Raw genomic sequence first — 14,443 nt, forward strand, 5'->3', positions numbered from 1 at the left:
CCCCACACACAGATTGGCGCACCCCCTTGTCCGCGAAGCCGCTGTCCACCTGGACCCGAACCCACCTCGACGACCTGCTCGCCGATCTGTCGGCGCTCGTCGACCTCGAAACGCCCAGCACCGACAAGGCGTTGCTGGACACCGCCGCCGCCTCGATCAGGTCCTGGGTGGAGGACCGGCTCGGCCCGCCGGCCGAATGGATCCGCCACGAGCAGGCGGAGCACGGTGACGTCCTGACGGCGACCTACCCCGGCACCTCAGGGAAGCCGGTGCTCCTGATCTGCCACTACGACACGGTGTGGCCTGCGGGCACGCTGGCCGAGTGGCCCTTCACCGTGGACAACGGGGCAGCCAGGGGGCCGGGTGTCTACGACATGAAGGCCGGGCTCGTCAATGGAGTCTGGGCGCTGCGGGCCCTGCGCGACCTCGGTCTGCCCCACCCGACGGTGACGTTCGTGTTCACCGGTGACGAGGAGCTCGGCAGCCCGAAGTCGCGCCCCTTCATCGAAGACGCGGCGCGCGATTGCGCGGCGGCGCTGGTACTCGAACCCGGCATCGGCTGGGACATCAAGACCGAACGCAAGGGCGTCGGCACCTTCAGCATCACCACCACCGGCATCGAGTCCCACGCCGGAAACGAACCCGCGGCCGGCGCGAGCGCGGTCCACGCGCTCGCCGAACTGGTCACCCAACTCGCCGCGGCTCAGGACCCCGACGCCGGGACCACGATCAACATCGGCACCTTCGACGGCGGCACCGCCCGTAACGTCGTCGCGGGCCGCGCGCACTGCCTCGTCGACGTACGCGTCACCCGGCAGGACGAAGCCGACCGCGTCGACGAGGTCCTGGCCGCGCTCCGGCCGAGCGATCCGCGCGTCGACGTGCAGGTCGGCGGGGAGTGGAACCGCCCGGCGATGCGCCTGACCCCGGCGAGCGAGGCCCTGTTCGGCCTGGCCGACGAGGTCGCCACCGAGCTGCGCGGGCCCCTCGAGCCGATCAGTGTCGGCGGTGGCAGCGACGCGAACTTCATCGCCGCGCTCGGCGTGCCGGTCCTGGACGGTCTCGGCTGCAGCGGAGCGGGCCCGCACGCCCGCCACGAGCACGTGATCGTCGACGACATTCCCGACCGGGTCGCGCTCGTGGCGGGTCTCCTGAACCGGATGGCCGGCGCAGCCGTTTGACGCCTACGTGTGTCAAGGAGCCCACGGAGCCCCCCCACACACACGGCCGAAGGCGGGGCAAGTGCTCAGCCACCTGCCCCGCCGCTCGCCCAGGTCACGCTGGAACGGCCTTCCAGGCCGACCACTTCCGCACTATCCCGGGCTGCGCGGCGGTAGCCCCTGGGTGATCCGGTCGAACAGGTCCGTCAGCGGCTCGCCGATTTCCTGACCGAACTCAGTGAGTCCGTAGGTGACTTGGGGCGGCGTCGTCGGCTCTACCTCTCGCCAGATCAGGCCGTCCTTGACCAGCGCGCGCAGGGTCTGAGCGAGCATCTTCTCGCTGATGCCCCGGATGCTGTCGCGCAGCTCGTAGAACCGAAGGTCGTTGCTCCGCAAGGAGATCAGCACCCAGATACCCCACCTGCTGGTCACGTGGTCGACCACATCGCGCGCGGGGCAGTCGGTGTGAAACACGTCATACCGAGGGCCCGTCTCGGCCTGCGTCAGCTGCGCGCCTTCGTTCATGTCCGGAGCTTACCTCTGGGTATGTTCTTACGGAAAGTAAGCCCGGCTCCTAGCGTCAATTCCCGCAGTGCATAACGGACTAGGAGCTGAACATGATCGTGGTGACCGGGGCTACCGGAAATGTGGGCCGGCCTTTGACGCAGGCCCTGGCCGAGGCGGGCGAGCAGGTGACGGCGGTGTCGCGGCACGCGGTGGCGATGCCTGACGGAGTCCGGCATGTAGCGGCCGACCTGGCCGATCCGGCGGGCCTCGCGCCCGCGTTGGACGGGGCGAAGGCGCTGTTCCTCCTGCTCTCCGGCGACCTGCACGCCCCCGGGGCCAGGCCGACCGACATCATCGACCTGGCCGCGGCCAGTGGGGTCCGCCGGGTCGTCCTGCTGTCTTCGCAGGGCGTGGCGACCAGACCGCTCGGCCCGACGCGGGTCGCGTTGCGTGCGGTGGAGGACGCGTTGCGGGAGTCCGGCATGGACTGGTCCGTCCTGCGACCGGGCGGCTTCGCTTCCAACGCCTTGGCCTGGGCGGAGTCCGTCCGCACGCAAGGGACGGTCGCCGCACCCTTCGGCGACGTAGGGGTGCCGGTCATCGACCCGGCGGACATCGCCGAGGTCGCGGCGGCCTGCCTGCTGGACGACCGGCACACCGGCGGGGTGTACGAACTGAACGGACCGGAGGTGATCACGCCGCGTCAGCAGGCTGAGGTGATCGCCGCCGCGATCGGCTCGCCCGTACGGTTCCACGAACTCACCCGCGACGAGGCCAAGGCCACGATGACGCAGTTCGTGCCGGCGGAACTCGCCGACGACACCCTGGACATCATCTCCGCCCCGAACCCGGCCGAACTGCGGATCAGCCCTGACGTGGAACGAGTCCTCGGTCGAGCCGCGCGCCCCTTCAGCGGCTGGGTCGCCCGCAACATCGCCGCTTTCCGCTGAGCACAACTCAACTGAAGTACCTGGGCAGCCTCGTGCGACATCGGCGGCACGAGGCTGCCCGTCTGCGTGGTGCCGCCGCCGTCATCGGCGCGCGAAGTGCTGGGCCGCGCAGGCCCTCGGGCCGCCCTACCTGGTTCGGTATGCCCGGAGAAAAGTCCGCACTCCCTCTACGACGAGTGGCTGGACCCGGGTGTCCTCCGTGGCATTCGCGGAACCGAGCCTGTCCAGTGCGACGCCGAAGGTAAGGGCGATGAACTGGTCGGCCGCGAGCCGGGGGTCGGGGACCTCGAGGAGCCCGGCCGCGGCGAAGGCGGCGAACCGCTCGGCGATTGCCTCGTCGGGGGTGTCGGCCATGGAGTTGTAGCCCCGGTGCGGCAGGTTGCCGGATTCCGCCCGCACCAGCCGTTGCAGCGTTGCGTACTCCGCCGAGCCGAGCATGTCGGTCGCGATGCGCATCGAGAACGTGACCAGGGCGTCCTCGAGGTCGGCGTCCTCTGTGAGGTCGGTGAGGGTCTCGTCGAGGGTGCGCCGGATCGTGCTGATCATTGACTGGCCGACGGCGTCGACGACTGCTTGCAGCAGCGTCTGCTTGTCGCCGAAGTAGTCGTAGACCGTCCGCTTGGACACCTCGGCCCGGGCGGCGACCGCGTCGACGCTTGACCGGTCGAAGCCGTCGGCGAGGAACAGTTCCTGGGCCGCCGAGAGGATGGCGGCCCGCTTCCGTGTGGATCCCTCGCGCAGTGTCTTCGTGGTCGGCATGCGCACATCTTAGCGCCCGATCCTCCTACACTGCACGGTGTAGTGTAATAATCGAATCGGCGCGTGCCGCTGTGCGCGCCGGTCCCGGCAGGGCGGCAGCGCTACGCGTACGGCCGCCCCCTCGCTCGCCCGGCAATGACGGAAGGACGTCCATGACCGCAACTCTGGCTCCCCCGGTCCGCATCGAGAAGGCCGCTGTCTGGGCCCTCGGCATGCTGGCACTCGCCACCGGCGCCTTGGAGTCGGTGGTGGCGCCGACGCTCCCGCTCCTGCAACGCGATCTGGACATGAGCCAGGCCGAAGGCGCGTTACTGAGCATCGTGCTCCTCATCACCGGCGCGCTCATCACGCCGGTCGCAGGCAAGTTCGGCGACCGCTACGGCGGAAAACGGGTCCTGATCCGGCTGATGGCGGTGGTCTGCGCCGGTGGTCTGGTGTCCGCCCTCGCGCCGAACCTGCCGGTGCTGCTGCTCGGTCAGATACTGCAGGGAGCGATGGTGGGCGCGCTGCCCCTGTCGTTCATCCTGGTGCGCAAATACCTCCCCGCGGGGGAGTCGAAGGTGGCCATCGGGACGGTCAGCGGGTTGTTCGTGGGCGGCGGGATGGCGGGAACGCTTGCGGCCGGGCCCGTGGCGGAAAATCTCTCCCGGCACTGGATGTTCGCGCTGCCGACGATCGTGGTCATCGGGGCCACCATCCTTCTGAACCGCCTGATGCCGGATGACAAGCCCGGCCGGTCGGATGACACAAGCGTCGACTGGCCCGGCCTGCTTCTTCTGAGCGGGACGCTGATCACGCTCATGCTCGTGCTCGCGCTCGCACCCGACGTCGCCTCGCAGCCATTCGCCCTCGGCGCCCTCGTCGTGGTTCTGGCCGCCTTCGCGACCGGATGGATAGCGGTCGAGCGTCGTGCGGCATCGCCGATGATCGATCTGCGCATGCTGGTACGGCCCGCGATATGGAAGGCGTGTGTGCTGACGTTCGTGGTCTGCGTCGGTGCCTCGATGGCGGTCTATCTCGTCCCGCAGCTGCTCGCCGTGCCCTCCCGTTCGTACGGGTTCGGGGCCGGCGCCACCGAGATCGGCTTCTTCCTGCTGCCCGCCGCCGTGGCCGCGTCGCTCGCCGGGCCGATCGGCGGGATCGGGGCGCGGCGTTTCGGTTCGCGTGCCGTGGTCATCACCGGGCTCGTCATCATGACCGTGGCCCTGATCGCCCTGGCGGCCGTGCACGCCGAGGTCTGGCACATCGTCGTCGGCAAGGTGATGATCTCGCTCGCCAACGGCCTGTGCGTCACGGCGATGGTGACGGGCATCGCCACTTCCGTCGATCAAAGTGACACCGGCATCGCCACCAGCCTGGCGCTGGTGACGCGCGTGGTCGGCCTCGCCGTGGGCGCGCAGCTCGGCGGTGCGCTCCTCACCGCCGGGACTCCTTCCGGGTCGGACGTCCCGGCCGAATCGGCCTTCGTCATCGGCTTCGTCATAGCCGGTGCCGTCACAGCACTGTCCCTGCTTGTCACCCGCACCATGAGCAAAGGAGACAAGGAATGACCCGCACTGATCAGTTGACGGACATCACGGAACTCAGCACCACGCCGAGGAGGCGCAAGGTCCTGATATCCGGGGCGAGCATCGCGGGGCCCGCCCTCGCGTTCTGGCTGAACCGCCACGGATTCGCGGTCACAGTGGTCGAGAAGGCGGGCGCACTCCGTGGCGGCGGCTACCCGATCGACGTGCGCGGCACGGCACTCGAGGTCGTCCGGAGGATGGGAATCCTGCCGCGACTGAAGGACGCGCACATCGACCTGCGCCGGCTCACCTTCCTCGACGGGGACGGCAGCGAGGTGGCCTCGGTCAACCCCCACACCCTCACCGGCGGTGTCGGGGGACAGGACATCGAGGTACGGCGCGGTGATCTGACCGATGCGCTCTACGCGGCGGTCCGTGACGACGTGGAGTTTTTGTTCGACGACTCCATCGACACTTTCGACCAGTCGGGCCACGGGGTCGACGTCACCTTCCGCGGGGGCAGCAGGCGTACGTTCGACATGGTGTTCGGTGCGGACGGACTGCACTCACGTACCCGCGAGTTCCTGTTCGGCCCTGAAGAGCAGTTCCACCGATACCTCGGCTACTGCTTCGCCGGATTCACCCTGCGCAACACCTTCGGGCTCTGTGCCGAGGTCATGATGTGGAACACCCCGGGCAGGGCCGCGGCGCTCTACGCCGTCGGGGGCACCGACGACGTGCACGGCTTCCTGAACTTCGCCCGCCCGGAACCGCCGTTCGACGCGTTCCGGAATCCGGAAGCCCAACGGGACCTGGTCTCCGCGGTCTTCGCCGACGCGGGATGGGAGGTCCCGGGCATGCTTGCCGCCATGCGCGACGCGGATGACCTGTTCTTCGACGCGGTCAGCCAGATCCGCATGCCCCGCTGGTCAAGGGGCAGGGTCGCGCTGGTGGGCGACGCCGCGTACGCACCCTCGTTCCTCACCGGACAAGGATCGAGCCTCGCGCTCGTCGGCGCGTACATGCTCGCCGGTTCCCTGGCCGACCGGGACCACGCCGCGGGCTTCGCCGCCTACGAACACCACACCCGTGAGTTCGTGACCGTGAACCAGGACCAGGTCGGCAAGGGCGATGCCGCACTGTTCCCGACCACCGCTCGCGCCCTGGAGCAGCGCAACGACATGCTGCGCAACCTCAGCGCCATGCCCGCCTCGAAGGGCCGACCGGCCCATTCGGCCCTCACCCTGCCCGAGTTCACGCCCGTAACGTGATTGGACGGGCGCGGGCCGTCCCGATGAGTACCGTCCAGGTCGAGGACCTAAGACCGTCGGCGTCCATGGCGAAGCCGTGACGGGACCGGGCCGACGGTGCGGATAGCGGCCGCATCCTCCGCCTCGACCGGACGCGGGCTCTCGCCCTGGTGCGCAACGTAGCGGGGCGTCGGTTCGCACCAGGGCGGGCCTTCTCGCTACTTGTAGTGGACGTCCAGGGCGTGACCGCGGCCTTCGGCGTAGCACTCGGCCCCGTTGATCTTCCCGGCGTCAGTGAGTTCGTCGGACTTGGCCTGGCACTCGCCATCGGTGGAGTACACGCCGTACCGCTCCCAGCCCGGCGCGATGTCGGCGGCATGGGCCGCTCCGGCCCCGGCCATGGCCAGAGTGGTTGCGGCGAACAGCGTGTACGCGATCTTGCGGACCTTCATGTGGCTCTTTTCCTCGGAATTCGGCCGCCGGTGCAACGATGCCGCGCACCGGGGCCCTTCACTTGATCAAGACGATCTTCCGTTCGGGTGCGGTTCCATGAGTTGCCGTTTAATTCATTTTGATCTGAACGTTCAGCATGCCTCGCGGTCCTGTCACAGCAGCCCGCTCAGCGGCAGGACGCGCTCGGTGAGCTGCCCGCGCAGCCGTCCCTCAGCGATGTCGGCTTCGGTGAGCCAGTCGGCGGCGATCAGCAGTTCGGCGTGCTCGGCGACCTGTTCGGGGAGCAGGGTGCAGAACGCGGCGACCTCGTCCAAGGGCAGCCCGCCGCCATCATCGGGACGTCCGAGGCGGCCGTCGGGGCGGCTGTGGGCGGCGGTGTACAGGGCAAGGAGCCGGGCGGTCGCGGTGGCCTTCTTCTTGCGGAGCTTCCGGTCGCCCACGACCTTCTGGGCCCAGCCGGAGATCCTTGAGCGGTTGTTCTTGCCGAAGGTGAAGGGGCGGGGCCGATCGGGCAGCAGCGCGGGGACGGTGATCGGGGTGGCGTCCTCGGGCCGGGAGGCCACCAAGTCGGCGACGGTGCCGGTGTCGGGTAGATGGAGCCAGCCGCAGGCGACCAGCTGCTCAAGGACGCGTTCGGCATCGTCCTTGAGCCAGCCGGTCACGTCCTGGCCGGTGATGTTCCCGGTGCCGGCGCGGGCGGCCCGCAGGGTGAGCATGAGCGCGGCGAGGCGCACCTCGGCATCGGGGTGCGGGGCATGGGCGGCGACATAGTCAAGGACGGTGCGGGCGTGCACGGCCTGGCCCCGGGTCAGCAGCCGTTCCACCACCGGCCCGTCGGCGCCCTCCATGTCGCCGACCAACTGGCCGTTGCGGTTGGCGTGCATCTCGCGGGTGGTCTGCGCGGCCGTCTCGGCACGCTCGGCCTCGTGGCGCAGCGCGCCGTCGTCGCTCACGTCGGCCCACAGGCGGAAGGCGCGGGCCTTGCGTTCGTGGAGCTCGGCGAGAAGGACAAGGTCGGGCTCGGGGCGCTGCTGGTAGGCGCGGAACGAGTCCCCGAGCTCGATGAGCTCCAGGCGCAGGACGTCGGGCTCGAGGTCGTACGGCACGATCCGCTGCGCGATCTTCCCCCACCGCTTCGTCCGCCGGGGCGCTGCCCCTGGTGAGGCGGCGCGGGCGCGAGGGACCGACGCCGGTGCGGCGGCGGTTGACGAAGTCTCGGCAGCAGGGGAGAGGGGGGCGTGGTCGGAGAACATCGCCACGACGCCGTCCTCGACCGTGCCGCCCGTGGGCTCGGCGTCCGGTGTCTTGGACGCCTGGCCCGGCCCGGCAGGGGCGGTGCGTGCCGGGGGCGGGGCGGTGTCGAGGACCCGGCAGTTGGGGATGGCTGCCGCGCAGCGCGCGCACATCTCCGCGATCCGCCACAGCCTTCCGGCACGGTCCGCGTACACGGTCAGGACCATCGGGCCCCCACAACTCACCGCCACCGGCGGCCGCGTCCCGCCCCGGCGTCCGGCTTCGGGGTCAGGGGTGTGCCACGCGCAGTCGGCGCCGCGACAGGCGCACCACGCATCGCCGCGCGGCCCGCCGCCCGTGCGGATGTGTGCCAGGTGTGCGTTGACGTGACCGATCGCGGCCTTGCGCCCCGCGGTGGCGCCGTCGGGGAAGCGCTGCTCGGCGCAGGCCGGGCGGGAGCAGGAGAGCCTGACCGCGCCGGCGGAAGGGCGGCCGTAGGGGTCAAGGCGCACCGTCCACACCCGCCCCGCGACGCGCTCGTCCTGCTGTGTACCGGCCTCTGCCACCATGTACGCACCTCTCCGCTTTGCGTGATCCGTTCCCGGGCGGTCCCATCATCAGGGATACCGCCGTGCAGTTTCCGCAGAACGGAACGTCGAGACAGACCTCCGGCCGTTCTCTGCACCGTGGATCTGAACGCACCAACTCCCTTGCACAGGTGCCGGGCTGTGGCGCGAGGTGCGTGGGAGTCGTGAAGAGTTTGCGCACGATTCTTGGGATTCGGTCACGGGAGGGGAAAACTCGGAGGGCTCACTCGGCGCTTTCGAACAGGTCGGGCGCCGACCCATGCGATGGGAGACCGATCAACGATGTTCACTCTGGTACGGAGCAGAGTGCGGACGGCCGCACTCGCGCTCTCGGCCGTCGCGGCCCTCACCTTCGGCACGACCGCCACGACCGGCGCGGCAGCGGCCCCTGCTCCCGCTCCCGCTCGCGCGAAACAGGGACCGACCTCGGTGGCGTACGTCGAGGTGAACAACAACAGCATGCGGAACGTCGGCAAGTACACCCTCGCCAACGGCGGCGGCAACGTCTTCGACGTCGCCGTGATCTTCGCCGCGAACATCAACTACGACACGAGTAAGAAGGCGGCGTATCTGCACTTCAACGAGAACGTGCAGCGCGTCCTCGACAACGCCGCCACGGAGATAAGGCCGTTGCAGCAGAAGGGCATCAAGGTCGTCCTCTCGGTGCTCGGCAACCACCAGGGTGCGGGCTTCGCGAACTTCCCGTCCCAGCAGGCGGCTTCGGCGTTCGCGAAACAGATGTCGGACACCGTCACCAAGTACGACCTCGACGGCATCGACTTCGACGACGAGTACGCCGAGTACGGGAACAACGGCACCGGCCAGCCCAACGCCGGCTCGTTCGTGCACCTGGTGACGGCGCTGCGCGCGAACATGCCGGACAAGATCATCAGCCTCTACAACATCGGCCCGGCCGCGTCGCGTCTCTCCTACGGCGGCGTCGACGTCTCGTCCAAGTTCAACTACGCCTGGAATCCGTACTACGGCAGCTGGCAGGTCCCCGGCATCGCACTGCCCAAGTCGAAACTGTCGCCGGCGGCCGTCGAGATCGGCCGGACCTCGCAAAGTACGGTCACCAGCCTCGCCCGCCGCACCGTCAGCGAGGGGTACGGCGTCTATCTGACGTACAACCTCGACGGCGCCGACCGCAGCGCCGACGTCTCCGCGTTCACAAGGGAGCTGTACGGCAGTGACGCCGTCTACACGCCGTAAGGCGACCGAACGCCCCAGTGCGCGGTGCTCCTTCGGGGCTTGCCGCATCCCGTAGTGCCGCGCTCCGTGCGGGCCGCGCTCTCGACAACGATGTCGGGGGCGCGGTGAGGGGTGGCCGTTGTGGTGGCCGTTGACTTCACAAGCTGGGCACGGCTCGGCCGTCGGCCGTCAAGGGCCGTACCCACGCGATCAACCGAACGAGGTACGCGGGAGTAGAGACGAGGGAAACTGGCTGATGCGAGGGCGAGTCGAGGGGCCCGTCGGACAGACTCAAGGGCAGGACCTGGGACAGGAGGCACCGTCATGCGCATCCCCGGACCCGAGCACCAGGAGGACGGCGGGCTGAGCGCCGTTGCTGCTGCGGGCGGGCTGCACCGGTACCAGTTACGCCTGCACGAGGTGCACGGACCCGTCGTGCGCTTCCAACTGCCGGGCGCGGCCACGGCCGTGTCGGTCGCCGATCCCGTGCTTCTCGAGGCCACGGCGCACATCGACAAGCGGCCCGAGAAGCTGTTCGCGTTCCTGGACCCGCTGTGCGAGGCGGGCAACCTGCAAGTGCTGCCCGCCGACGAGCACACACCTTGGCGCCGACTACTGCTCTCGGTCCTCGCCGGACGCCCGGCTCACGAGCGGCACTTCGCGCGCTTCACCGATCTGGCGCGGGAGCTCGCGGACCGCTGGGCCGGGCAGGCGGACGGCGAACCCGTCGAGCTGCAGCAGGAGTTGACCGCGCTGTCGCTCCGTATGATCTGCGGGTTCGCGCTCGGCGGCGCGGAAACCGACACGGACCGTGTCGTCGCCGCGTTCGAGGAGGTGCTCACCGAGTACCTCGGGCGGCTCTATCAGGTGCCGCGGGCCGACCCGCGCTCGGCGGAGCGGGCCGAGGCGGCCCTCGCGTATCTGCGCGCGACGGTCGACCGCGTGGTGGCGGCGCACCGCTCGGACGGCCGCACTGACAGCAGTGACCTGATCGGGGCGCTCGTCGAGGCCGGTGAGAGCCCGGCGCGGATCCGGGACACCGTGATGGTGACGCTGCTCGCCGCCCACCACACCACCGGCGTCGCCGTCTCGTGGACGCTGCACCTGCTGGGCCGCCATCCCGACGCGGCCGATCGTGTCGCCGCCGAACTGGACCAGGTCTTGGGCGAGCGCGCCACGCCCGACTACGGTGACCTGCGGCGGCTCACCTATCTGGACATGGTGCTCAAGGAGTCGATGCGCCTGTTCCCGCCCGGCCCGTACGGCGCACGCGAGACGACCGAGGACCTGGTTCTGGGCCCGTACGAGATCCCGGCCGGGACGACGGTGTTCTACCCGTTCTGGGCGGTGCACCTGAACCCCGAGCACTGGCCCGAGCCTGAGCGGTTCGACCCCGAGCGGTTCACGCCGCAGGAGGTGGCCAAGCGGGCGCGGCTCGCGTACGTCCCCTTCGGGATCGGGCCACGCAGCTGCGAGGGCGCCGCTTTGGCCACGGTGGAGGCCCAGCTCGTCCTGGCCGTCCTCCTCAGGCGCCTGCGCTTTCAGCCCGCGCCGGGGCACGAAGTCACGCCGGTGGAACGGTTCGTGCTGTGGGCACGGGACGGGATCCGGATGACGGTGCGGCCACGGGACCTCTAGGGTGACGCGGGTCGTGGCGTCACAGAGGCGGCCGAAGCCCGTTGAACGCGCTCCGGCCGCTCTCCGCGTGAGCTGAGTTGACCAGTACCAACCGGCTCAGACCTGCACCGCGGTTCCGTGGACGCCGTGCTTGTCTATCAGGATGAGCTCCTCCTCGGTGAACGGAGGGAAGTCCAGGGCCCGTACGTTGTGATCCAGCTGCCAGGTCGAGCTCGCTCCGATGAGAGCGCTGGTGACCTGCGGCAGCCGCAGTACCCATTGCAGGGCGAGCTGGGCCAGGGACTGGCCGCGTTCGCGGGCGAGTTCGTTCAGCGCCGTGGCCCGCTCCCGGTAGGTGTCGTCGATGACGTCCGGCGACAGGAAGGTGCTGTTCCGCGCCCGCGCGCTCTCGGGGACCGTGCCGGTGAGGTACTTGTCGGTGAGCAGCCCCTGTGCGAGAGGGCTGTAGACGACGAGGCCGAAGCCGTCCCTCTCGGCCAGTTCGACCAGGCCGCCCAGTTCCGGGCGGCGGTCGAAGAGGGAGTAGCGCGGCTGGTGCACGAGCAGCGGCACCCCTGCCTCGCGCAGGAGTACGGCAGCCTCGTGGGCCCGTTCGGGGGCGTAGTTGGAGAGGCCCACGTACAGGGCCTTCCCTGAGGTGACCGCGCTCGCCAGCGCGCCGACCGTCTCCTCAAGTGGGGTGGTGGGGTCGGGGCTGTGGCTGTAGAAGATGTCGACGTAGTCGGTGCCGAGGTCGCGCAGGCTGTGGTCGAGGGAGGTCAGCAGTGACTTGCGGGAGCCGCCGCGCTGGTAGGGGCTGGGGCCGATGGGGTTTCCGGCCTTCGTCGAGAGGATCAGTTCGTCCCGGTAGGGGGCGAGGTCCTTGCGCAGGACCTGGCCGAAGGTCTTCTCGGCGGCGCGGTGCGGGGGACCGTAGCGGTTGGCGTTGTCGAAGTGGGTGATGCCCAGGTCGAAGGCGTGCAGCAGGATGTCGCGCTGCGTGTCGTAGGGGTAGTCGGTGCCGAACTTCTGCCACAGGCCGAAGGAGAGGGCCGGCAGATCGAGGCCGGAGGCTCCGGTGCGCCGGTACTCCAGCTTCTCGTAGCGGTCGGCTGCCGCCTGGTGGGGGACGTCGAAGGCGCCGGAGGCTGACATGCGGAACTTCCATTCATGGTCGTGGGCGTACCCGTGTTCACCGCTGAGCGATTTCGTCAGGGTGTAATAAAAAATATGTAGAACAAAGCCTCTTGCGATGTATCTTCATGGAAAAGATCAGCGAAGGGGAGAAGTGATGTGTCCGGCCTCCGTCAGGAAAGTCGTTATTTCGGCGAGTGAGCTCAGTGCTGTGCTGCGCGAAAGCGCGTCGATCGTTGTCCTTGAGGTGGGAAGAGAGGCCGGGGACGGTAGTGAGCCTCGGCTTTCCTACTCGACGGGACACATACCCGGTGCTCACTACGTACCGTTCGAAGCGGCCCTTGTCGGATCGACCACAGAAAACACCGGGCATGGGCCGCTCCCTCGTGCGAGCGATCTGCAGGAACGGCTGCGCGTCTGGGGTGTGGACGACGGCAGCACCGTCGTCGTCCACACCCGGCAGAACCCCGCTGTTGCCGCTCGGGCCTGGTGGATTCTCCGCTGGGCCGGTGTGGAGAACGTGCTCTGTCTGAACGGCGGCCTCGCTGCCTGGCAGGCGTTCGGCGGACCGCTCGAAGCCGACGTGCCGCCCCCGGCCGCGGGCACGGCCGTCGTACGGCCCGGTTCGCTTCCCGTCCTGACCGCCGAGGACGCCGGACGGCTCGCCGCCGCGGGGCACCTCATCGACGCGCGCTCCCCGGAGGCGTACGCCGGCGATGCGCAGCGGACGGGGACCGGCCATATCCCGGGCGCGTACAGCATCCCCGGGTCGGACAACTTCGCTGAGGGAGAGCTGCGCGAAGCCACGGAGTTGAGGAGCCTGTACGCCGCCCACCTGGACGGACGTGTGATCGGCGCGTACTGCGGCAGCGGGGTGTCGGCGACGACTACCGTGCTGGCGCTCGCCTCGCTGGGAGTCGAGGCGGCTCTCTACCCGGGCTCGTGGTCCGCCTGGATCACGGATCCCGCGCGGCCGACAGCGACCGGGCCCGGAGTGCCTCCGGCCGCAGGGCGTTGACGCCGAGGGCCGGGGAGCGCAGCGCCCCGGCCCCCACGTCGCTGGGCGCCTCACCCCCGGTCGACCACACCGGGGCCGCCCGAAAGGTCGCCGGTGAACAGGCCCCGCAACTCGGCCTCCTCGTCGGCCGTCGGGACCCACCGGGAGGCCTGGACGTTCTCGTCGAGCTGCGCGGGCACGGTCACCCCCGCGATCACGCTGGTGACCGTCGGCTGGGCGAGCAGCCAGCCAAGTGCCGCCGCGCTCGGGGTGATGTCCCGGTCGCGCGCGAACTGCTCGAACTTCGCCAGTTCCGCCCAGGGCGCCGAATGCAGCAGATAGCGTTTCAGATTGGTTATCTTGGCATTCTCCGGAGCCCGCTCCGCCGAATACTTTCCGGTGAGCAGCCCGTTCTGCAGAGGAAAGTACGGAATGAAACCCAGGCCATGATGATCCAGTGCCGGGATCAATTCCTCCTCCGGCTTGCGCCAAAGCAGGCTGTATTCATCGGTCGACGACACGAACCGCGAGAGTCCTTGCGCGCGGGCGGTGTGTTCCGCGTCGACGATCTGCCAGGCCTTGAAATTGGACGCGCCGACGTACCGCACCTTTCCTGACCGCACCAGTGTGTCGAGTGCGGACAGGGTTTCCTCGATCGGTGTGAAGGCGTCCGGGAAGTGGATCTGGTACAGGTCGATGTAGTCGGTGCGCAGTCGGCGCAGCGACTCCTCCACCGCGGCGACGATGTACTTGCGGGATCCCGGCCGGCTGTAGGCGGCGCCGCGCTCCTGCTTGAGGTTCAGGCCGAACTTGGTGCCGATGACGACCTGTTCGCGGCGGCTGCCGAGAGCGGCGGCGAACAGTTCCTCGCTCTGCCCTGGCCGGTCGCCGTAGCCCTCGGCGAGGTCGAAGTACGTGACGCCGAGGTCGATCGCGCGGTCGACGATCGCGGTGACCGCCTCCTGGCCGGCCGCGCGCATGCCCGACCGGCCGAAGGTGCTGGCACCGATGCCGATCTCGGACAGGACGAGGCCCGACGAGCCGAGTTTGCGGTGCCCGTCGGGGAGTTGCGTTGCAGGGGGCACGGTTGTCCTCAG

The 14,443-nt window shown here is 69.4% G+C and carries 13 protein-coding genes; 7 read left to right on the top strand and 6 right to left on the bottom strand.

Annotation, left to right across the window (positions count from 1 at the left end; all coding sequences use genetic code 11):
- Window positions 1–26 precede the first annotated feature (26 nt).
- Window positions 27–1,181: a M20 family metallopeptidase gene (locus tag ACFQ7F_RS00225; RefSeq protein ID WP_383263720.1), complete on the top strand. Its 1,155-nt coding sequence runs from the start codon at window positions 27–29 to the stop codon at window positions 1,179–1,181.
- 132 nt (window positions 1,182–1,313) lie between these two features.
- Here ACFQ7F_RS00225 and ACFQ7F_RS00230 read toward each other — a convergent pair whose 3' ends face one another.
- Window positions 1,314–1,685 carry a winged helix-turn-helix transcriptional regulator gene (locus tag ACFQ7F_RS00230; protein ID WP_383263723.1) on the bottom strand — a complete coding sequence of 124 codons (372 nt, stop codon included), beginning with the start codon at window positions 1,683–1,685 and terminating at the stop codon, window positions 1,314–1,316.
- A 92-nt stretch (window positions 1,686–1,777) separates the two neighbouring features.
- Here ACFQ7F_RS00230 and ACFQ7F_RS00235 point away from each other — a divergent pair, with 92 nt between their 5' ends.
- Window positions 1,778–2,617: an SDR family oxidoreductase gene (locus ACFQ7F_RS00235; RefSeq protein WP_383263725.1), complete on the top strand. Its 840-nt coding sequence runs from the start codon at window positions 1,778–1,780 to the stop codon at window positions 2,615–2,617.
- A gap of 126 nt (window positions 2,618–2,743) precedes the next feature.
- Here the strand turns inward: ACFQ7F_RS00235 and ACFQ7F_RS00240 are convergent, their stop codons facing one another.
- Complete coding sequence (locus tag ACFQ7F_RS00240) at window positions 2,744–3,376, bottom strand: TetR/AcrR family transcriptional regulator (RefSeq protein WP_383263728.1); 633 nt, start codon at window positions 3,374–3,376, stop codon at window positions 2,744–2,746.
- A gap of 152 nt (window positions 3,377–3,528) precedes the next feature.
- On the opposite strand from ACFQ7F_RS00240, the gene ACFQ7F_RS00245 reads away from it, so the two are divergent.
- A complete protein-coding gene (locus ACFQ7F_RS00245) occupies window positions 3,529–4,926 on the top strand; it encodes an MFS transporter (RefSeq protein ID WP_383263730.1) in 1,398 nt (465 codons plus the stop codon).
- Window positions 4,923–6,155 carry an FAD-dependent monooxygenase gene (locus tag ACFQ7F_RS00250; protein WP_383263733.1) on the top strand — a complete coding sequence of 411 codons (1,233 nt, stop codon included), beginning with the start codon at window positions 4,923–4,925 and terminating at the stop codon, window positions 6,153–6,155. Before ACFQ7F_RS00245 ends, ACFQ7F_RS00250 begins: the two co-directional genes overlap by 4 nt.
- Window positions 6,156–6,352: 197 nt before the next feature.
- Here the strand turns inward: ACFQ7F_RS00250 and ACFQ7F_RS00255 are convergent, their stop codons facing one another.
- The gene (locus ACFQ7F_RS00255) at window positions 6,353–6,586 is read right to left on the bottom strand and encodes a hypothetical protein (RefSeq protein WP_383263736.1); all 234 of its coding nucleotides are present in this window, start codon (window positions 6,584–6,586) and stop codon (window positions 6,353–6,355) included.
- Window positions 6,587–6,739: 153 nt separating this feature from the next.
- The gene (locus ACFQ7F_RS00260) at window positions 6,740–8,389 is read right to left on the bottom strand and encodes a hypothetical protein (RefSeq protein ID WP_383263738.1); all 1,650 of its coding nucleotides are present in this window, start codon (window positions 8,387–8,389) and stop codon (window positions 6,740–6,742) included.
- A gap of 300 nt (window positions 8,390–8,689) precedes the next feature.
- On the opposite strand from ACFQ7F_RS00260, the gene ACFQ7F_RS00265 reads away from it, so the two are divergent.
- Window positions 8,690–9,619 carry an endo-beta-N-acetylglucosaminidase H gene (locus ACFQ7F_RS00265; protein ID WP_383263741.1) on the top strand — a complete coding sequence of 310 codons (930 nt, stop codon included), beginning with the start codon at window positions 8,690–8,692 and terminating at the stop codon, window positions 9,617–9,619.
- Between the two features lie 303 nt (window positions 9,620–9,922).
- Window positions 9,923–11,236: a cytochrome P450 gene (locus ACFQ7F_RS00270; protein ID WP_383263744.1), complete on the top strand. Its 1,314-nt coding sequence runs from the start codon at window positions 9,923–9,925 to the stop codon at window positions 11,234–11,236.
- 96 nt (window positions 11,237–11,332) lie between these two features.
- On the opposite strand, the gene ACFQ7F_RS00275 is transcribed toward ACFQ7F_RS00270, so the two are convergent.
- On the bottom strand, window positions 11,333–12,370 hold the full coding sequence (locus tag ACFQ7F_RS00275) for an aldo/keto reductase (RefSeq protein WP_383263746.1): 1,038 nt from the start codon (window positions 12,368–12,370) through the stop codon (window positions 11,333–11,335).
- 136 nt (window positions 12,371–12,506) lie between these two features.
- Between ACFQ7F_RS00275 and ACFQ7F_RS00280 the strand changes: the two genes are divergently transcribed.
- The gene (locus tag ACFQ7F_RS00280) at window positions 12,507–13,367 is read left to right on the top strand and encodes a sulfurtransferase (RefSeq protein ID WP_383263749.1); all 861 of its coding nucleotides are present in this window, start codon (window positions 12,507–12,509) and stop codon (window positions 13,365–13,367) included.
- Between the two features lie 50 nt (window positions 13,368–13,417).
- On the opposite strand, the gene ACFQ7F_RS00285 is transcribed toward ACFQ7F_RS00280, so the two are convergent.
- Window positions 13,418–14,431 (bottom strand): aldo/keto reductase, encoded by a 1,014-nt coding sequence (locus tag ACFQ7F_RS00285; RefSeq protein WP_383263752.1) that lies wholly within the window; start codon window positions 14,429–14,431, stop codon window positions 13,418–13,420.
- Between the last annotated feature and the right edge of the window lie 12 nt (window positions 14,432–14,443).

The sequence above is a fragment of the Streptomyces sp. NPDC056486 genome, assembly GCF_042795295.1.
Classification (GTDB): domain Bacteria; phylum Actinomycetota; class Actinomycetes; order Streptomycetales; family Streptomycetaceae; genus Streptomyces.